Annotated in this window: 23 protein-coding genes; 18 read left to right on the forward strand and 5 right to left on the reverse strand. The window is 47.0% G+C overall.

Annotated features, from left to right (window positions below; all coding sequences use genetic code 11):
* Positions 1–54: 54 nt before the first annotated feature.
* A complete protein-coding gene (gene bluB, locus SB752_RS07390) occupies positions 55–720 on the reverse strand; it encodes a 5,6-dimethylbenzimidazole synthase (protein WP_410715039.1) in 666 nt (221 codons plus the stop codon).
* Positions 721–860: 140 nt separating this feature from the next.
* Here bluB and SB752_RS07395 point away from each other — a divergent pair, with 140 nt between their 5' ends.
* From SB752_RS07395 to SB752_RS07420, 6 genes are all read left to right on the forward strand, one after another.
* Positions 861–1544 (forward strand): response regulator transcription factor, encoded by a 684-nt coding sequence (locus SB752_RS07395; RefSeq protein WP_410715040.1) that lies wholly within the window; start codon positions 861–863, stop codon positions 1542–1544.
* Positions 1537–2943 carry a HAMP domain-containing sensor histidine kinase gene (locus tag SB752_RS07400; RefSeq protein WP_410715041.1) on the forward strand — a complete coding sequence of 469 codons (1407 nt, stop codon included), beginning with the start codon at positions 1537–1539 and terminating at the stop codon, positions 2941–2943. The genes SB752_RS07395 and SB752_RS07400 overlap by 8 nt, the downstream gene beginning before the upstream one ends.
* A 151-nt stretch (positions 2944–3094) precedes the next feature.
* On the forward strand, positions 3095–4723 hold the full coding sequence (locus tag SB752_RS07405; protein ID WP_410715042.1) for an efflux RND transporter periplasmic adaptor subunit: 1629 nt from the start codon (positions 3095–3097) through the stop codon (positions 4721–4723).
* Positions 4724–4727: 4 nt separating this feature from the next.
* Positions 4728–5450 (forward strand): ABC transporter ATP-binding protein, encoded by a 723-nt coding sequence (locus SB752_RS07410; RefSeq protein ID WP_410715043.1) that lies wholly within the window; start codon positions 4728–4730, stop codon positions 5448–5450.
* Entirely contained in the window at positions 5447–6664 is a 1218-nt protein-coding gene (locus tag SB752_RS07415; RefSeq protein ID WP_410715044.1) for an ABC transporter permease, read from the forward strand. Before SB752_RS07410 ends, SB752_RS07415 begins: the two co-directional genes overlap by 4 nt.
* 59 nt (positions 6665–6723) lie before the next feature.
* Positions 6724–6939, forward strand: a complete 216-nt coding sequence (locus tag SB752_RS07420) for a hypothetical protein (RefSeq protein ID WP_103105607.1) — start codon at positions 6724–6726, stop codon at positions 6937–6939.
* Positions 6940–7268: 329 nt separating this feature from the next.
* On the opposite strand, the gene SB752_RS07425 is transcribed toward SB752_RS07420, so the two are convergent.
* A complete protein-coding gene (locus SB752_RS07425; RefSeq protein WP_410715045.1) occupies positions 7269–7928 on the reverse strand; it encodes a metallophosphoesterase family protein in 660 nt (219 codons plus the stop codon).
* Positions 7929–8087: 159 nt separating this feature from the next.
* Positions 8088–8420 carry a hypothetical protein gene (locus SB752_RS07430; RefSeq protein ID WP_410715046.1) on the reverse strand — a complete coding sequence of 111 codons (333 nt, stop codon included), beginning with the start codon at positions 8418–8420 and terminating at the stop codon, positions 8088–8090.
* Between the two features lie 230 nt (positions 8421–8650).
* Here SB752_RS07430 and SB752_RS07435 point away from each other — a divergent pair, with 230 nt between their 5' ends.
* The 6 genes from SB752_RS07435 to SB752_RS07460 all read left to right on the forward strand — a co-directional run bounded on the left by SB752_RS07435 (position 8651) and on the right by SB752_RS07460 (position 12657).
* Positions 8651–9538 (forward strand): nucleoside hydrolase, encoded by an 888-nt coding sequence (locus SB752_RS07435; protein ID WP_410715047.1) that lies wholly within the window; start codon positions 8651–8653, stop codon positions 9536–9538.
* Positions 9535–10464, forward strand: a complete 930-nt coding sequence (locus SB752_RS07440; protein WP_410715048.1) for a nucleoside hydrolase — start codon at positions 9535–9537, stop codon at positions 10462–10464. Before SB752_RS07435 ends, SB752_RS07440 begins: the two co-directional genes overlap by 4 nt.
* 15 nt (positions 10465–10479) lie before the next feature.
* Positions 10480–10944, forward strand: coding sequence for a large conductance mechanosensitive channel protein MscL (mscL, locus tag SB752_RS07445; RefSeq protein WP_410715049.1), 465 nt, complete (start codon positions 10480–10482; stop codon positions 10942–10944).
* A gap of 203 nt (positions 10945–11147) precedes the next feature.
* The gene (locus tag SB752_RS07450) at positions 11148–11612 is read left to right on the forward strand and encodes a MarR family winged helix-turn-helix transcriptional regulator (protein ID WP_410715050.1); all 465 of its coding nucleotides are present in this window, start codon (positions 11148–11150) and stop codon (positions 11610–11612) included.
* Positions 11613–11628: 16 nt separating this feature from the next.
* The gene (locus SB752_RS07455; protein ID WP_410715051.1) at positions 11629–12375 is read left to right on the forward strand and encodes a CPBP family intramembrane glutamic endopeptidase; all 747 of its coding nucleotides are present in this window, start codon (positions 11629–11631) and stop codon (positions 12373–12375) included.
* 3 nt (positions 12376–12378) lie between these two features.
* Positions 12379–12657 (forward strand): DUF2277 domain-containing protein, encoded by a 279-nt coding sequence (locus SB752_RS07460; protein ID WP_410715052.1) that lies wholly within the window; start codon positions 12379–12381, stop codon positions 12655–12657.
* Positions 12658–12725: 68 nt separating this feature from the next.
* Here the strand turns inward: SB752_RS07460 and SB752_RS07465 are convergent, their stop codons facing one another.
* The gene (locus SB752_RS07465; protein WP_410715053.1) at positions 12726–13496 is read right to left on the reverse strand and encodes a YheC/YheD family protein; all 771 of its coding nucleotides are present in this window, start codon (positions 13494–13496) and stop codon (positions 12726–12728) included.
* A 131-nt stretch (positions 13497–13627) separates the two neighbouring features.
* On the opposite strand from SB752_RS07465, the gene SB752_RS07470 reads away from it, so the two are divergent.
* The 3 genes from SB752_RS07470 (at position 13628) to SB752_RS07480 (ending at position 15309) form a co-directional block, all read left to right on the forward strand.
* A complete protein-coding gene (locus tag SB752_RS07470) occupies positions 13628–14434 on the forward strand; it encodes a DUF6597 domain-containing transcriptional factor (RefSeq protein WP_410715054.1) in 807 nt (268 codons plus the stop codon).
* 95 nt (positions 14435–14529) lie between these two features.
* A complete protein-coding gene (locus tag SB752_RS07475) occupies positions 14530–14886 on the forward strand; it encodes an MmcQ/YjbR family DNA-binding protein (RefSeq protein WP_410715055.1) in 357 nt (118 codons plus the stop codon).
* Positions 14887–14931: 45 nt separating this feature from the next.
* Positions 14932–15309, forward strand: a complete 378-nt coding sequence (locus SB752_RS07480) for a VOC family protein (RefSeq protein WP_410715056.1) — start codon at positions 14932–14934, stop codon at positions 15307–15309.
* Between the two features lie 95 nt (positions 15310–15404).
* On the opposite strand, the gene SB752_RS07485 is transcribed toward SB752_RS07480, so the two are convergent.
* Positions 15405–15776, reverse strand: coding sequence for a winged helix-turn-helix transcriptional regulator (locus SB752_RS07485; protein WP_410715057.1), 372 nt, complete (start codon positions 15774–15776; stop codon positions 15405–15407).
* A gap of 164 nt (positions 15777–15940) precedes the next feature.
* Between SB752_RS07485 and SB752_RS07490 the strand changes: the two genes are divergently transcribed.
* The 3 genes from SB752_RS07490 to SB752_RS07500 all read left to right on the forward strand — a co-directional run bounded on the left by SB752_RS07490 (position 15941) and on the right by SB752_RS07500 (position 19147).
* Positions 15941–17128, forward strand: a complete 1188-nt coding sequence (locus SB752_RS07490; RefSeq protein WP_410715058.1) for an MFS transporter — start codon at positions 15941–15943, stop codon at positions 17126–17128.
* A 26-nt stretch (positions 17129–17154) separates the two neighbouring features.
* Positions 17155–17997: an aldo/keto reductase gene (locus tag SB752_RS07495; protein WP_410715059.1), complete on the forward strand. Its 843-nt coding sequence runs from the start codon at positions 17155–17157 to the stop codon at positions 17995–17997.
* 727 nt (positions 17998–18724) lie between these two features.
* Positions 18725–19147 (forward strand): hypothetical protein, encoded by a 423-nt coding sequence (locus tag SB752_RS07500; protein ID WP_410715060.1) that lies wholly within the window; start codon positions 18725–18727, stop codon positions 19145–19147.
* Positions 19148–19583: the final 436 nt, after the last annotated feature.

A 19583-nucleotide genomic window follows, 5' to 3' on the forward strand; every position in this document is an offset into this window, starting at 1 on the left:
CCCTCCATTACATCTAGGTTGCTCAAACAAGTGGGCAACCCTTTTTTTGTGCAGCTACTTTTTGTCGGGTGGATTGATCCCCCAACGATCCCGGTAAATCAACTCCTGTAAATCTTCTCGCTCTCTCCATTTATGCAGCTCCAGTAGCGGTCGATCAGGGTAGTGGTCGGTATAGCCAATAGACAACAGTGCGACTGGATCGATATGTGGCGGAATATCCAAAATACGGCGAACATCCGACTTTTTGTAAAAGCTGACCCACCCCATCGCCAAGTCCTCTGCATATGCGGCCAGCCACATGTTTTGTATCGCGCAGCTGACTGACATAATATCGGTTTCGGGGATGGAGTTGCGCCCCAGTACGTGATCACCGCCGCGAGTGGGATCACAGGTGACACAGATCGTGACGGGAGCTTCTTTGATGCCCTGAATTTTCAAATCGAGAAAGGTCGATTCTCTTCCTGTTCCTTCATAATGAATAGCCAGTGCACGTCGTTCTTTATCCGCACAAACCGCTAGCTCCTGCTTCAGCGCATCGTCTTGGACGAGAATAAAATTCCATGGCTGCATAAACCCGACGGAGGGTGCGTGATGGGCGGCAGCGAGAATCATCGCTAATTTTTCGGACGGAACCGGATCTTTGCGAAACGTGCGTATATCTCTGCGATTGCTTATGGCCTTGTACAGCCCGTTTTTTTCTTCCTCAGTCAAGCGATTCATCTTTGAAACCTCCTGAACTTCTTCGTATACTCTTTCTCATTCTAATAGGAAAGATAGGGCTATTCCAGACTTCCGCTTGACATATTCCTGATTTACTCTTAGGTAAGAGTCTGTCCTAGCGAAAGAGGAGGGAATCGGGAATGAAAAACATCCTGATTGTGGAAGACGAGTTACCCATCTCCCGTGTATTGAAGGCGTATTTGGAGAAGCATCAGTTTCAAGTGGAACAAGCATTTACCGGAGATGAGGCAGAGCGTAAATTTGACGCGGTCAACCCGGCTCTCGTCCTCTTAGACGTTATGCTGCCTGGTCGGAGTGGATGGAGTATTTTAGAATACATACGAGGGAAAAGCTCTTGCCCCGTTATTATGCTGACTGCACTTGGTCAGATTGAAAATAAGCTGGCAGGTCTCGGCCAGGGAGCAGATGATTACATAACCAAGCCTTTTATAGCTGACGAGGTGGTGGCACGTGTTCAGGCCGTGCTGCGCCGTTCTACACAAATTATCGAGGGTGATCGGGTAAAGCAGTTTGGCAGCCTCAAGATCGATTTCAAAGCGTATTCGGTCACCCTGCACGGAGTCGAGCTCACGTTTACTCCAAAAGACCTCTCGCTGTTTCTGTTTCTTGCTCAGTATAAGAATCAGACCTTTACCCGCGATCAGCTTATTGAGCAAGTATGGGGCCTGGATTATGAAGGGAGTGATCGAGCCGTGGACCTGTCAATCAAGCGCATCAGAAGATCGTTGGAAAACTGGCCCGTTACCGAAGGAGAAATAAAAACCTTTAGAGGTTTGGGATACAAGTTGTGTGTGTATGAGTAAACAAAAAAGGATATCGCTCTTTCGTTATTGGACAACACGTTACGTCATTACGCTTTGCATCGGGCTCCTCGTCATCGGGGTTCTTTCCAGTTTGTGGATTACTTACAGTGAAACCCAGAAGCGACTGGATATTATGCGCTTGATGGCAGCAGAGATTTCGGATCGAATGGTCGATGCAGATGGGAAGCTGAAGACAGACCCGTTCTTGTTTCGGATTTTAGACAGGCGGCAAGAATCGCTTCGTCTCAATATCAAACCGTTTTTTCTCATTCTGAATGAAGAGAAGCGCCCGCTTTTCAATGCACCAGGTCCTTTTTCCGCGGAGCTTACCAGTTTGGCTGAGCAACTGGTAAATGTAAATGATAATTCGACACAGGTCAAGCTGGCTCGAGGTGATGAGCTGCTTTTCGTAAAAAGAAGCATACAGGTCAATCAGAAGCACGTCGGCTGGGTCGTTCTGTTTACGCATAAAAAGGACATAACGAGAAGCAGCACCGAATTCGAGCTGCTGTTTATTATGCTGGGTGGCCTCGGACTGCTTGGCTGGCTCGTTATTTATTTGCTGACGAGAAAGCTGGCACAGCCGATCAAGAATGTAGCTGACGCAGCCAAGCAGATTGTCATGGGCAATTATGAGATTCATTTGGACAAGGACAGTCGGGAAAATGAAATGTATGACCTGATTCACTCGTTTAAGGAAATGGCTGATCGGTTAAAGCAACTGGAATTGATGCGAACGGAGCTGCTGGCAGGCGTGACGCATGAGCTGAAAACACCGGTCACCTCGATCAGTGGTCTCGTCCAAGCCGTCAAGGACGACATCGTTACAGGTGAGGAAGCCAAAGAGTTTTTGGATATATGCACGAAAGAAACGACCCGCCTGCAAAAGATGGTGGAGGATTTGCTCGATTTCAATACGTTTGCCGTTGGAGATATTCGCATCCGCCGAGAGAGTCAAAATCTGGGTGATCTGGTGCAAGAAATTACGCATCAGTGGCAGATCGGACGAGAAGAGGACGGGCTGGAGCTGCAAATCAACAAGCCGTCAAATGAGATTACGATTACGACAGACCCACTGCGGATACAGCAGATCATCTACAATCTGTTAAATAATGCGGCGCAAGCCATACAAGGGGAAGGTCGGATCGAGGTTACTTTATCGGAGACGCCGCAGGAGATTATGATCGAAGTTAAAGATAACGGGAAGGGAATTCCTGTGGAGGAGCAGTCCTTCATTTTCGACCGGTTTTACCGTGGTGAGGAGAAAAAACAACTCGTGCGGGGGCTTGGGCTAGGCTTGTCTTTTAGCCGTATGATTGCACAGGCGATGGGCGGTAATCTCGTGCTCACAACGAGCTCGCCGCAGGGCAGTGCATTTACTTTGATCTTGCGGAAATAATGATTGTGGATTGGCATGCGACTTTGCGATTGGGCAAGGTCGTTTTTTCTTTTTATACGGGACAATCTGACTTTTCCCTGACGTATTCGTTCCGTATATTGATCCCATCAGTTGCGGGCACGTACAACCGCAGGGGTAGGAGGGTCTTTTTGTGGCGGAAACAGAAAAGAAGCAATCATTTCTTTCAAAATCAAAAAGCAAAAAAAAGAAAATCATTTTGGCATGCCTGGCTGTTGTACTGATTGGCGGGGGTGGCGTGTTTGGATATAAGACCTTGATGACCCCGCAAAGCGCACAGGCTGCTTTTTTGACGGAAACGGTAAAACGGGGAGACATCTCGGAAACAGTGCTAGCGTCGGGTACTGTTCAAGCGTCCAAGCGAACCTCCCTTTCCTTTTCTGACGCAGAAGACGCCAAGGATGCGATCTCAACTATTGAAGTCAAAATAGGCGATCATGTAAAAGCAGGTCAGGTACTAGCGATGATGGATGACTCGGTAGCCAAAATCCAGGTAACAAATGCAGAGGCGAGCCTGCTCTCTGCACAGGCCAAGCTGGAGGATGCGCAAAAGCGTAAATCGGCTGCGGAAATCAGCACCCTGCAAGCAAACGTCAATCAGGCTAAAGCCGAGCTGGACTTGGCAAAACAGAGCATTGATACCCAAAAGGCAGCCAATGACGAAGCAAAGACGAAAGCGAATTTGGAAACTGCGCAAAAAAACTTCGCCTCACAAAAGGCGTTGTTTGAGGCAGGAGCGATTTCCAAAACAGAATATGACAGTGCACAAAACTCACTCGATCAAGCACAGAGGGACTACAATACAGCGGTGCTCTCGGCTGGTCAAACAAAAGGCCAGTCGTCAGCAAAGGTGGAGCAAGCCCAGGCAGCGTACCAAACTGCGCTGGAGGCATTAAGCGATGCGAATGAAGGGCCAGAAGCTGCAACGGTTCTCGCTGCCAAAGCTGCCGTGGAACAGGCAAAAGCACAACTGCAGCAAGCCCAAAAGGCGTTGAAGGCAGTGACGCTAAAAGCACCGATGGATGGTGTGATTGTACAGCTGAATGGAAACGTAGGGGAAATTCCGGCGAATGACTTCATCATCATGGACAACTCGAATTCCGGTGACCTGGAAGTATTGGCGGAAATCAGCCAGAGCGACATCGGAAAAGTAATGGAAGGCTTGGATGTTTCGTTCACGACAAGCTCCTATACGGATCAGAAATTCAGCGGGAAGGTTAAGCTCGTCTATCCTGAAGCGAAAACAACTTCCGGTGTTACGACGTATGACGTGCTGCTTTCGGTAGCGAACAAGGATAGTATGCTGAAAATCGGGATGACGATGAACGTGACGATTGAGATTGGCACACACCAAAATGTACTGCTTGTTCCTGCTCAAGCTCTGCAAACGCGTAACGGCCAAGATGGGGTTTATTTGCTGGCGGGCAATGCTGATGGTGCAGCACAGGCAACAGAGCCGGCTGCGAACGAAACACAGCAGCAGCGCGGGAAAAATCGGGAAGGTGCAAGAACAGGAGCGAGTGAAGGCAGAGCAAACATGCCGTATCGTTTCCAACCGGTAAAGATTGGTTACTTCGCTTCTGACAGAGTAGAAATCACCGAAGGTTTACAAGAAGGGGATCGTATTGCCATCCTCATGAATACAGCGACGTCTAGCTCAAACCAAAACTCTGGCCGCACGGGTGGTATGCCAGGGATGGGCGGTTTTGGAGGCGGTGGAGGCTTCGGTGGCGGAGGCGTCGTCCAAATGAGAGGACGATGATGAGATGAAACCCGTTATTCAAATCGAATCGTTGAAAAAACAGTATCAGATCGGTGATCAGGAAATCCAGGCGCTGCGCGGAGTAAGCCTCACGATCGAGGAAGGGGACTTCGTTGCGATCATGGGTCCCTCGGGCTCAGGCAAATCGTCGATGATGAATGTGATTGGCTGTTTGGATAAGCCTACCTCTGGTGAGTTTTACTTAGATGGCTTTCCTGTCTCAGAAGCACATGATGATGAGCTGGCGGAGATCCGCAATCAAAAAATCGGATTCGTGTTTCAAAACTTCAATTTGCTCCCGCGGACGACAGCTGTTGAAAATGTAGAGCTTCCCTTGCTTTATGGAGGCATCTCGGCAAAGGAGCGTAGACAGCGGGCAGTTCAGGCACTCATCAGTGTTGGTCTGGCGGAGCGATTGAACAATAAACCGAACGAGCTGTCGGGGGGTCAGCAGCAGCGTGTTTCCATTGCACGCGCTCTGGTGAATGATCCGGTCATTCTACTTGCGGATGAGCCAACAGGAGCCTTGGACACCAAAACGAGCGAAGAGATCATGGGGATTTTCCAGCAGCTAAACGATGCAGGGAAAACCGTCATTCTGGTTACGCATGAGCCGGATATCGCGGAGTACGCCAAACGGATCGTCCGTTTTCGTGATGGTCAGATCATTGCGAATGAACTGGTGGCAGAGCGTAGAAGAGTGTTGTCAGAGGAAGTGAAACGATGAGCTTTCTGGAATGTGTACGCATTTCGTTTCGAAGTATAAAAGCAAATGGTCTGCGCTCCATACTCACGATGCTGGGAATCATTATCGGGGTCGCAGCGGTTATCGCCATGGTTGCGATTGGGGAAGGGACATCATCTAGCGTTGCTTCCCAGATCAACGGGCTGGGCAGTAACCTCTTGATTGTAGCGCCGGGACAGGCGACGCAAGGACGAGTGAGCTTGGGAGCTGGCTCCTTGAACACCTTGACGCTGGCTGATGCAGAAGCCATTGCACAAAAGGAGTCGGTCGCTGGTGTCGCCCCTAGCGTGAATGGACGTGGTCAGATCGTTTGGGGCAGCAATAACTATTCAAGCTCGCTGGAAGGCACGACGGCTGCCTTTCCTGATGTGCGCAATGTCGAGGTAGCGCAGGGACGCTTTTTTACAAACTTTGAGGTAAAGCAGCAATTTAATGTGGCAGTAGTTGGTACCGAAGTAGTGAACAATCTGTTTGCGAACTCAAGCACAAGCCCGATCGGACAAACGGTTCAGATCAACCGAATTCCATTTACCATTATCGGGGTACTCAAAAGTCAGGGTAGCTCCGGCATGACAAACAATGACGACCGGATTCTCATCCCGATTACAACTGCGATGAGCCGCTTGACCGGTGGGAAAAATGTCGGAACGATTTATGTTTCTGCCGCTTCATCGGATCAGATGGACCAAGCCAAGCTGGACATCACGTCTACGATCCGCGCGCAGCATAATCTCAGACCAACAGCAGCAGATGATTTTCGGATCACCTCTCAATCAGACATTTTGAGTACAGCCCAGCAGGTATCCAGCTCGATGACTGCACTTCTTTCGGGTATTGCTGCGATTTCACTGATCGTAGGGGGAATCGGCGTAATGAACATCATGCTCGTATCTGTTACGGAACGCACACGAGAGATTGGGATTCGCAAGGCGATTGGGGCAAAGCGCAGTGATATTCTTCGTCAGTTTTTGATTGAGGCGGTAACGCTCAGTCTGATTGGCGGTGTTGTCGGAATATTGTTTGGGATAGGCGCTGCGCTCGTGATCAGTAAGCTCGGTGGGATGGCTACCTCGATCAGCTTGTCGCCGATCCTGTATGCATTTTTGACGTCATCGCTGGTAGGTGTGGTCTTTGGCGTATATCCAGCGCGAAAAGCCGCACAGCTAAAGCCAATTGATGCGCTCCGCTATGAATAACGAGGGATGTGTTACTTTTTTCCAATCCGGGCATACTAGCCGGGTGAGGTGTTTGTACAATGGAAAAAAACGTTCAGTTTTCCGTACCGTGGCGAGAAGCAACACGTATTATCAAAAAGATCAAATCAAGTAAATTGAGGTATTTTGTCAAACAGATGGAGGGGAAAACGAACATTGCTTTCGTTTTTCCACGAGTTAGCGTCAGTCAATACGTCTATTTGTACATCATCTTTGGGCCTAGAGCGGCTGATGTGGTAGGCAATGATAGCAAGTAATAAGCGCCCTGATTCACCGAGGTGGGTCAGGGATTTTCGATTTTTTTCCGAAATCTACATATAAATTCCCATAATTTCGCTATAAAACAAAACCTGACACTTTTCGATAAGAGAGTTTCATAGTACAATTTCTGTATGAACGAACTTGGGGAAGTTCGGGATGGCGGCACCCAAACTGTGCAGGAGGGCCGCCTCTTTTTTTTACACGGATCGAATTTGTTGACGTTCTATCCAGCATAAGTACAATTGCGACTTCGCCAAAAGGCAGAGTGACCTGCATATATAGAACAAAGAAAACCCAGAAGTGTGACTCTGGGTTTTCTTTGTATTTACTTGGGAATGTCTTTTGCATCAACCATTTGTTGCACGATCTCGAGTACGTGGCCGGTTGGGGTCAGTCGAAGCGCACTTAAAGCGATGCTCTGATAGGCACCCGTATCAATATTCCAGGAATGCGAGACTTCATCGTACTCGGGTTGCCCTGATTTACACGGGGTATGACCGATTACCTGTAGCTTTTGGATGTTGGCAAGCGGGGAGCGGTTCCAAAGCACTCCCAGAGGGTTCTCTTCACGTAGAGGGGTATCTGTCTGCGCTGAAATACCGGCATGACTAATCAGGATATGCTCATTCTCCCAGACAAGAGGAAGCGACTTTATCCAGGTTGCCACCTCTAGTACGTTCATTTTGGCGTCTCGTAGCTGTTCGAGCGTTTCGTAGCCACATTGGGGAAGCCAATACTGGTTGGGACCATTTTCGAGATGCTGCGTAAACTCATATTCATGATTGCCTTTGAGAAAAACGACATGTGGACCATACCGCTGCCTAAGCTCCGCAGCAAACCGGAGAGTGCCGGGGGTATCACTACCTCTATCGATCAAATCTCCGAGCTGAATCAGGACTTCTGTTTCGGGATTCCAATACCGATCCAATAGTTCTTGAAAGGTGTTCAGACAAGCGTGTACATCACCAACGACGAAAAGGTTCATAGCGCCACATCCTCTTGTTTCCTTGCTTTTTCTCGGGGATGTATATTTGGGAGGGAAAGTAGTAGCCATATTATACCAGCTATTGGCTGAGATGGTTGGGTGAGAGAAAAGAAAAAAGCCGCTTCCAGATGCGATCTTGCACATAGGGCGGCCACTTGGTTATTTGCGTACAAGCGATGGAGCAAAGCTTCCTTTCATCAAAGCATCAATCAGCTGTTCGTCGGAAAGCGAGATTGTGATAGAGTGATCGGGCAGGTCAGCGAGAAACTGATTCTCCTGATAACGATACCAGAGAGTGCCCGACGGCTCGATGTGATAGACTGCTATATTTTCCTGACGTCGTCGTCCGAGCTTGGCGATTTCACGCAGAGCGTGGAAGAGCTCCCCCCAGATCGGCAAATAAGGTTTCTTTTTATAGAGAGTCAGCACGTAAATAAGCTGATTGGTTGCAAGAGAGATTGATTCAGTAGCTTGCTGAGTCTGAGAAAGCATGTTCCATGCTCCTTTGCTCTTTTATGTAGAGGCTTCTGCATCAGTCAGAGTGTTAGTGGAATCTGACGGATTTTGTCGAATTCACGATTAAGTGTAAAATAGTTGCTGGCAGGAAGCAAGAGAGAATCGCAGTATACGTATAGGTGAATAGTCATTTGACGGCTACTGCTGATTTGGATAGCATAAAGAACAGCGATTTTTTACTAGAAGCCTAACTGAAAGAGGGAGAGGTGAGAGATTTGGCTCAAAAACAGCAGTTGCTCATTGACTTTTGTGGGGGAATCGATCATGCTATCGCCTTGGCGTATGCACTACAAGCTCCAGATACCAAGATCGTTGGGGTCATTTGCAGTGACAGCGATGCAAGGCGAGGGATCAGCCTGGCGCAGAAAGTAATCGATTGGGCAAAGCCTGGATACGAGATTGATATAGTAGCAGGAGAGCAGCGCCCTTTGTTCGCCTCACCGTCTGGCAATACGGCTAGAGTGGACGAGTCCTCAGCGGGTGTACGTCTCTTGCTGGAAAAAGCGCAGGAAGCAGAGGGGGAGCTGACGCTTGTTACCCTCGGAAGTTTGACGACGTTGGCAAAAGCAGCAGCAGCTGAACCGATGCTCGCAAAACAGTTGAAGCACGTCGTCATACAGGGAGGGGCGATTCGTGTACCTGGTGATGTAACCGCAATTGCTGAGGCAAATATGCATGCGGACCCGGAGGCAGCTTCTTTTGTACTGGCAGCTGGCTTGCCGATCCTCTTGGTGCCATTGGATGCTACCCATGCTGTGACTTTGACAAATGAGCAAGCGCAGGGAGTTGTTACGATTGCCAGAAATACCGGTCTGATCCGTGCAGAGTATGCAGACTGGCAGCCAGATGCGGCTGATTTGCGCTTGTCTGCGTGGGGAGCGATGGTTGCAGCTCTCGATCCGTCCGTCATAACTACTCAGCAAATGAAGCTGACGATCGATTGCACCAGTACGCTGTCCCGAGGAGCGGTTTTGGCTGACCTGCGAGCGAAACCGAGTGTAGGGCGCGATACTGATGTTTGTGTACGCATCGAGGCAGAAAAGCAGTATCAATGGCTGCAATCTGCTTTGGAACAGGAGGGGAACAGACGATGAAAAAGGTCATCATAGACGTGGATACTGGTATTGATGATGCGATGGCGATTTCGTATGCTGTTCATTCACCTGATCTTCTCGTTGTCGGTGTCACTACGACATTTGGCAATATTACCGTGGAGGAAGCGACGCGCAATACGCTGCAAGTGCTTGAGCTGATCGGGGCTGCGGATATTCCGGTTTATCCGGGTGCCGCCAAGCCGCTTGTACGTGAAGTCACAGCAAAAGCGAGACTGTTTCATGGTGAGAATGGATTGGGTAATGTAGTATTGCCTGCACCTGCTGCATCAGCCCAGTCTCAGAGTGCCGTACAGTTTCTGATTTCTACGATCAAGGAAAATCCGCACGAAATCACTCTCGTTACCGTTGGCAGCATGACAAATCTGGCCTTGGCCATCATGGCTGCGCCAGAAATCGTTTCCTTGGTGGAGAGAGTCGTTGTGATGGGCGGAGCCGTTACGGTGCCGGGCAATCGCACACCAGTAGCAGAGGCGAATATTTGTGCCGACCCGGAAGCAGCTTCGTTTATTTTTCAATCAGGCATACCACTCACCCTCGTCGGATTGGATGTAACGATGCAAACACTGCTTACGCGTGAGCATTTGGCACAGTGGAGAGCCCGTGATACAAAGCGCAGCCATTTTTTTGCCGACATGTGCGATGTGTATATGGATGCGTACGTTACAGTCGGAAATGTTCGCGGATGCGGGCTGCATGATCCGCTGGCAGTCGGTGTCGTGATCGATCCTACATTTGTGCGTACCGTCCCGATGCATGTGGAGGTAGATACATCAGGTGGACCAAGCGATGCCCGCACGATTGGAGACAGACGTGCCCAGCCTGAGAAGGCACCGAATGTAGAGGTGTGTTTGGAAGTAGATGCGGAGAGGTTTGTCAGTCACTTTTTGCAACATGTTATGGATTAACAGGAGGGATTCGCTGTGTTAAAAGAATTTAAAGAGTTTGCGTTAAAAGGGAATGTAATGGACCTCGCAGTCGGGGTTGTCATCGGGGCTGCTTTTGGTAAGATCGTGACGTCCTTGGTCAACGACATTATTACGCCTCTCATTGGGCTATTATTAGGAAAAGTGGATTTTACTAATCTGTTTATTAGTCTTACTGGCAAACATTTTAATACGCTAAAAGAAGCAAAAGAAGCAGGGGCAGCTACCTTGAATTACGGGCTGTTCATCAATACAGTAATCGATTTTATCATCATCGCCTTCTCGATTTTTATCGTCATCAAGCAATTGAATCGTTTCAAACGCAAGCAAGAAGTGGTCAAGGCTCCTGAGACAACCAAGGAGTGCCCTCACTGCATTACCTCGATTCCAATCAAGGCGACTCGTTGCCCGAATTGCACGTCGATGCTCGAGGCAAAAGGGACAGAGGCTGCGCACGGCTAGGAGTAGCTTTTTTGATGCTACCTATATGTGAGTGATTACCTGGAGAGTGGATACTACGGTGAGCAAACGTAGTCATCCACTTTTTTATTTGTGAAGACATACGTTTGACCAAATAGGAAACCTTGACATTTCCTTTCGTTTAATATTAAATGTATATAAATAGTTTAAGTTATTTAAGTGTTGTGTTGATGAGGTGATCTCCGATGAAGTTAGATACGATAAAAGAAACGCTTAAAGTGATGGATAAGATCAATGCTCTGTTAGCCGAAGATTTCCAAGCCCTCTACCATTTTGAAATTACTCCCAAGCAATCCATTCTCCTGCAGCAATTAGTTGAACATGAACAGATGACCATCGGTGAGCTGGCAAAGAACTTGAATATGTCCCTGAGCTCTACAAGTCAACTGGTAGCCAAGCTTGAGCAGGAAAGCTATGTAAAGCGAGAAGTAAATGCATCAAACCGACGTGAGACCTTCGTCAAACTTGCAGAAAAAGCGAGAGGGATGTTTGCAGAAATTGAAGCGGTCGACGGTGAAATCATCGAAAAATATTTTTCCAAGCTGGAAGAAGAAGAAATCCTGCAATTTCAGAGCTTTACGAACAGACTACATGACCTGATCGTTGCCGAAAAAGCGAAATCTAAATCAAAAGAGCTTGACCAGCGGTAAGACAGGGGGATGAGCCATGGATTGGTTGTTGGCGGTGCTTTTACTCGCTCTATCGTTACCCGGAATCCTAACGATGGTAAAAGTAGAACCGAGGCTTATAAAAAAAGTCGGCGGTGAAGAGATTCCGTTTTTAGCACGGCTGGTAAGTCACTTGTTACTCGTTGTGCCAAGTGTCCTGATAGGGACGTGGTTATACAAGGATGCTGGATTTTTGGCGCCATCTCTATCTGACCTGGGTGGAATAACCTTCTTCATTTCAATCGTATGCGCTGTTTTGCATCTGGTTTATTACTATGGCTATCTGGTAAAAATCACGGAAGAGCATGTGATTGAAAAAATTGACAGCGTGAGACGATCTGTAGGACTTGCTACAAGGGTATTATATGGCGGGATTGTTGAAGAGCTCATTTTTCGCTGGGGGCTCATGAGCTTTCTTGTTTGGGGTGTGAATACGTGGTTCAGAGTAAATGATTCTGATCTTGTATACTGGTTTGCGATCCTCGTATCTTCCCTGTTGTTTGCGCTGATTCATCTGCCTGGTGCCAAACAAACAATAAACAAGCTGACGCCAGCGCTTCTTATCTACGTGATTGGTGCCAATGTCTTTATTGGGATTTGCTGCGGGTGGTTGTTCTGGAAAAGTGGCTTACTATCCGCTATCATTTGTCACATGCTATTCCACATCATCTGGTTTGGCTTTGAAAAAACAAAATGGGCTCGCACGCAGAAGGAAGCAAACGTGACGGGTAGCCGAAAGGAGTAAGCCATGTGCCGAAATATCAAGACATTATTTAATTTTGATCCGCCCGCAACAGAAGATGAGGTTCAGGCCGCAGCGCTTCAATTTGTGAGAAAGCTATCTGGCTTCCAAAAGCCATCGAAAGCAAACGAGGAGGCGTTTCAAATCGCTGTGGATGAGGTGACGGCTGCTGCGCAAAAGCTGCTCGAATCCCTCGTTTCCAATGCAGAGCCCAAAAATCGTGAAGTCGAGATGGAGCGTGCTCGTGCCAGAAATGCAAAAAGATTTGGGACACAAACCCCATAAAGAAGCCACCCAAAAAGGATAGAGGCACAGATGACAACTGGCGCCCTATCCTTTTTTTGTATAAGCAATCACACTTTCTTCTTTTTTGCCTTCACCCGGTTGCGATATTGGAAGTGCAGGCGCTTGATCGTACGGAAATACGTTTTGTCTTTGAGCTTGGCAAACAAGGCATGGGAGGGAAAATCGTAATTGACCTCGATGATTGAAGTATTCCCTTGCTTATCGATAGCAAAATCAACCCCGATCTGGGAGGTGTGCCGATACTTTCTGAAATGGGTGCAGACACGATGACTGATTTGAACTAACTGGGAGACGACACTTTTGATAGCAGAGGCATCCACTGCTTGTGATTTCAAAAGGGCATGAGGAACAGTGACCGCATAGCCACCTCCGCGCGCTACGTTTGTAATGACACTGTCTGAACCAGCCACCTTGGCAAGCATCCCGGTATATTGCCATCTGCCCTGACCGTTGCGCATCATCATGACCCGGATGTCAAAGGGGCGCCCATCAATTTGTGCCAAATCCAGTCCTTTCTGGATGATGTAGTTTTTTTCGCCGCACTGCTTTGCGATTTTTTTCTGCAAGTCCTCCAGGGAGCTAGCGTGTTCAGGCTCGCCTCGCTCCTTTACAAATTGATAGCCACCCTCCGTTTTCCAGACCCGCAGGATTCCTTTTCCCATATGAGTCCGGGTCGGCTTGATATAGACAGTGGAGTATTTCGCGAGATAGGTTCCCAAAAGGGCAGGCTGATATAGGGAGGTAGGGGGTAAAAATGGACGGATGTACGCGTTCTTGGAAAAGAACTGATGCAGGCTCCATTTGGAAGAAGAGATCAACTCATGCACCTCGCTTCAAAAAATCCATTCCTACCCATGATATACGCAAAAATGGCAAAGAGTGAGCAGGAGTCAGACGGTTTATGGAAAATAGAAAGGAGTAAGAATAAGTGAAAAGGATGCGACATCAGATGCGATCTTTTCGTCCTGTACAACCGCCTGTTTTGCAACATAGTCAGATGTCGGCCTACTATCGTGAATACGCTCCTGACAAAAGGCTGGAACATTATGTGGCCTGCTATTGGACCTCGGTTACGGGGGAAGTCGATGGGGACCAATGGAATCGGGTCATACCAGATGGCTGTGTGGACATCATTTTTGACTTGAAGACCACCTCTGCTTCAAAGGGGGCGTTTGTTTCAGGCTTGATGAGAACCTTTGAGCTTATGCCGATCATGGGGCATCAATCGTTATTGGGGATTCGCTTCTATTCAGAAACGGCACATCTTTTTTTGCGCAATCCAATATCCATGATCAATGGCAACCGGGTGTATCTGGAGGATTTATGGGGGCTTGACGCCCGCAGGATTGTGGAGGGCTTGTGCGAAGCGACTGAAATTGCTGATAGAATCGCACTGATTGAAGAGAGCCTGCTACAGCTTTTCTCGATGAGACCCATTCGTGCAGGCGGTCTGCTTGAGACAAGCATGCAATACATATACGAATGCCGAGGCAGCATGACGGTTGGCTCTTTGGCAGAAAAGGTGAACTATAGTGAAAGAAATCTGCGCAGAATCTTTCAAAACGAGCTGGGAGTCAGTCCTAAGGAGCTGATCCGAATTATTCAATTTCAAAGCTTGCTACAGGAGCTGTTCAGAGGTACCGAGGCGACTTTTACGGATGTGGCCCTCAAATACGGTTATTATGATCAATCACATGTCATCAAAAATTTTAAGGCGTATTACGGCGTGTCACCTCGGCACATTTTTTCAGATTAACTAGGGAGTGACTGCTTGGCAATAAGAACATGTCCGTTTTTTACAATTCTGGAATGAGGAACGCTGGTACCCTAAAGATCGGAAGGAGAATGACTGTGGACAAACAAACAGTAGATGCATTATGCCGAAAACAAAAGGAAGCGACTCATGATTATCAGGTGGATTGGGAAGCGGACCGTTACCATATTGGCGGCAAGATGTTTGCGATGCTCGGAGCAGATAGCAATGGCGTACCGATCCTCACATTAAAATGCGACCCGGCTCGTGCAGATGAGCTGCGAGAAATCTACGAGGGGATTGTTCCCGGGTACCATATGAACAAAACACATTGGAATTCTCTCTATTTCGATACGGATATCCCCGAGGAGCTGTGGGAGAAGTTGATAGAGCATTCTTATACGCTGGTTTTGCAAAAGCTCCCCAAGCGTGTGCAGCAGGAAATTGTTTCGTAAGTGATCAATCAGCCTTGTAAAAATAGGGAACAGGAGTGAGAAGCTATGGGTTTAAAGCTGGATATGGTCGGTATCGTTGTGGCAGACATGAAAAAAGCATTGGATTTTTATCGACTGCTTGGTCTGGAAATCCCAGAGAGTGCAAATGAGGAGCACCACGTAGAAGTTGCCGGAGACGGTGTTCGTTTGGCGTTTGATACGATTGAAATTGCGAAAAGCGTGTATGGAGGCTGGGAGAAAGCAACCGGTCACCGGATCGAGCTTGCTTTTGCCTGTGATGACACCAACTCATTGAACGAATTGTATGCAAAGCTCACTTCATATGGCTATGAAGGCCACCGAGAGCCATGGGATGCAGTTTGGGGGCAGCGCTACGCAATTGTTAAAGACCCGGACGGTAATCTCATCAGTCTTTTTGTGTAAGCGTATTTTCTCCATTCATGAGATGGTGTAAGAAAAGCCGACGCCCGTTCATTATAGGGAATCGGCTTTTTTTCATGTTTAAAAGGGAAAGCTCGTTATGTGGTCTTCTGATTTAAGATGCTGTCCTCGAGCATATCTGTTATGTCGCCGTGCACGCGAATAATATGCTTTTCTCCCCAGGCACACAGTGTGTCTAATATGCCCTTGAGGCTCCAGCCATACTCACTTAGCTCGTACACCACTTTTGGCGGCACCTGATGGTGAACGATCCGATTAATGATTCCGTCATCCTCTAACTCCCGAAGCTGCTGTGTCAGCATTTTTTGCGTGATTCCAGGCATGAGCCGCTTTAATTCGCTCGTGCGTTTTTCTCCGTAGGTCAGATGACACAATATCACGCATTTCCACTTCCCGCCGATGACCTCGAGTGTGGCTTCCACGGAAATATTGTATTTCTTTTTTTGCATGATCGCTCCTTCTTTCCATAGGCACTAAAAAGTGCCTACCATACTTTTTGGTATCTATAGCACTTGAAAGTGTGTACTTTTCAATATCCACCCTATCATCCATAATAGCATTTGCCAGCTGGTAAACACCATACACAATTTGATGAAGGGGGAGGAGATACCTCGTGAAGGAAACAAATCGAAGCACATTGGCGCTGCTCGCTTTGGCAGTAAGTGCTTTCGCTATCGGAACAACAGAATTTATCAGCGTGGGTCTGCTGCCACTGATCGCCAATGATTTGCAGATTCCGGTCACTACAGCAGCATTGACCGTTACTTTATATGCATTGGGAGTTACATTTGGAGCACCGGTTCTTACCGCAGTAACGTCCAGAGTATCACGCAAGCATTTGCTGTTCTGGATCATGATTGTTTTCATTATCGGAAACAGTATCGCTGCAGCTTCGACAAGTATCGGCGTGCTGCTTGTGGGTAGGATCGTGTCGGCGCTGTCCCATGGGATTTTCATGTCGATCGGCTCCACGATTGCAGCGGATTTGGTGCCCGAGAATCGACGAGCCAGTGCCATTTCCATGATGTTTACAGGACTGACAGTTGCCACAGTAACAGGTGTGCCGCTGGGAACGTATTTGGGTCAGCAGGTTGGCTGGCGGTTCGCTTTTGTCGCCATTGCCGTTGTTGGTTTGATTGCCCTTTTTGCCAATAGCATACTCATTCCTAGCCGTTTGCAAAAAGGTGTACGAACTACACTCCGCGATCAGCTGAAGCTGGTGACAAATGGCCGTCTTGTCCTCATGTTTTTGATCACTGCGCTGGGATATGGTGGGACGTTTGTCGTCTTTACTTATTTGTCCCCAATGCTTGAGAGTATCACCGGCTTTTCTGGTGGAGCAATCGCAGTCATTCTGCTTGTGTACGGGATCGCAATTGCAATCGGTAATGTGATTGGAGGGAAGGTCGCCAATAAAAATCCATTGTCTGCCTTGTTTCTTATGTTTATCGTGCACGCTCTCGTCCTGTTCATCCTATATTTTACAGCGCCATTCCCGATTGCCGGCTTGATCACAATTATGTTCATGGGGCTTATGGCTTTTATGAACGTGCCTGGTTTGCAGGTTTACGTTGTAATCTTGGCTGAACGCTACGTACCAAGCGCGAAGGATGTGGCTTCAGCCATAAACATCGCCGCTTTCAACGCTGGTATTGCAATCGGTGCTTATCTGGGTGGAATCATCACAGATTCGATTGGTCTGATCCATACAACATGGATTGGAGGATTAATGGTGACGGGAGCGGTTATCCTTACAGGGTGGAGTAAAATGCTGGAGCGAAAAGGCTTAAAGCAAGCTTAAAACAATAAACAGGAGGTACAACTATCATGACAACACATTTGCGAGCAACAACTACATTGAATAACGGTGTAAAAATGCCGTGGTTTGGACTTGGCGTATTTAAAGTAGAAGAAGGACCAGAGCTGGTTAATGCTGTACAGGCAGCGATCAGAAATGGTTACAGAAGCATTGATACAGCGGCTATTTACGGAAACGAAGAGGGAGTGGGCCAAGGAATTGCCCAAGGTCTGAAGGAAACGGGAATCAGCAGAGAAGAGCTGTTTGTAACTTCAAAAGTGTGGAATGCCGACCTCGGCTATGAGTCCACACTGGCTGCTTTTGATCTCAGTCTGAAAAAGCTTGGCCTCGACTACTTGGACCTGTACCTGATTCACTGGCCAGTAGCTGGCAAATACAAGGATGCTTGGCGTGCTCTGGAGCAGCTATATAAAGAAGGCAAAGTAAAAGCAATCGGCGTTAGCAACTTCCAGATCCATCACCTGCAAGACTTGATGCAGGATGCCGAAATCAAGCCGATGATCAATCAGGTCGAACTTCACCCACGCCTGACGCAAAAAGAGATTCGCGATTTTTGTAAGCAAGAAGGTATTCAAGTTGAGGCATGGTCTCCACTAATGCAAGGGCAGCTTTTGGACAACCCGGTGCTCCAAGAAATCGCAGAGCGTCATGGAAAATCGATCGCCCAGGTCATCCTGCGCTGGGACCTGCAGCACGGTATCGTAACCATTCCAAAGTCAACCAAGGAACACCGAATCCAGGAAAACGCCGATGTATTTAACTTCGAGCTAACAGCTGAAGATATGGAGAAAATCGATGCCTTGAACGAAAATCACGGCGTAGGTCCGGACCCGGATAATTTTGACTTCTAAAGGTTCTTTTTTGTCCATCAATACACTGAAGGGTCATGGAATAGTTCCTAGTGAGTGGGCTTCTGAACAATCCACCATCTGAACTAAGACTCGTATTATTAAAGCTGTCTCAAAGGTCGAAATGACTATTGAGTCAGTTTTTTAAGTTAACACGCTACTGTCTCTGTATGATCTATTTGAATGCAATTGCTTTACAGCAGGAACAGAGGTTTTAACCGACGAAGGGGAGATGAATATCGAAGACGTTGAGGGCAGAGATCGTGTTCTGTAACAGAATTGATACAAATTTTTGTAATAATACGAATGGTGCCCGCAATATCACCCGCTGTTGTTGAAGTATTTGACTTAATAGTCGGTGAAACAGTATTTGTTTATCAGGATGAAGACGAATGGAAAGGCATAGTTAGATTTGATCCCTTTACAGGGGATAGATAAACAGTGGTTTATTGAAATAGTAAACGATTCGCATCAAGAAATATCATCTGAGAGACAAAAGGGACAAAGGGAAGGTTTTATGAATGGAAGATGGACTGGAGATAATGCGAAAACGCGATATATAAGGATCTGTGTTGCAATAGAGCTAACAATAGGCACGAATAAACTCGATTTGCGCAAAGGCTTCATCCGCTCAATTTGGATGAAGCCTTATTGCAGATGCTTCGCTAGGACATAATAAAGATGGTGAATCAGTCGAAATCTTTTTACATAGGACTTAGGAGAGGATGACATGATCGACGTTAACACCCTGAAAATGCTATTCCTAAATAGAAGAGAAGATCTAGTTATCAAATTAGATGAGATTGGTGATGAACTTGAATATGGAGAACTTAATCGGATTGACGTAATTAAATTTTCAGAATATGTTTTAGACCTTGCAATTGAAGAAGGAAACATGGCTGTAAAAGAAAGTTTGTTTCGAATACTTCTGAATGCAGTGGTATATCAAAATATAGCAAAGAATATGGAATGGGATAAATTGGCAAATGTTCTACCGATACTTCATGACAGTATTCTAGATTTTGCGTTAACTATACTTGGTTTTTCAAAAAACAGAAAATTTATTAATATCATTGAGACATACTTAGATTCTCCGACTGATTATATTAAGCAGACTGCTGCTGAAGCATTGATGGAAATCAATCATAGCTAGAAGGATAATGAAGTTGGGAACGGATTTCTACAAGCTCATCTTTCTTGCATAAATGAGGTCTGATGTATTATCACATTAACAGTTGACTTTAAAGGACTTGTATCGCAATATAGCTAACAAAACGAACGAATAACCGGATTGCCCAAAGGCTTCATCCAATCAATTTGGATGAAGCCTTATTTTATTTCTGTGAAAACAAAGTTTTCTTAGTTCATAAACCTGCGAGCAAAAGACTACATGCTAGGTTCTAAGGCGTTTTTTCATTTGAGAGATGTGAGTAGTATTCTGTTGCTTGCATGTGTGATGCGCCTTGTTTCCTCTATTCCCTCTCGTTTATGAGACAATAATTCTTGCCAAAAAAGAAATAAAGTTTACTATTATTAAGTTGACTGACGTAATTTTATTACATATAATGAAAACGGAAACACAATGAATA

This window comes from Brevibacillus sp. SIMBA_040 (assembly GCF_046535075.1).
Lineage (GTDB): Bacteria > Bacillota > Bacilli > Brevibacillales > Brevibacillaceae > Brevibacillus.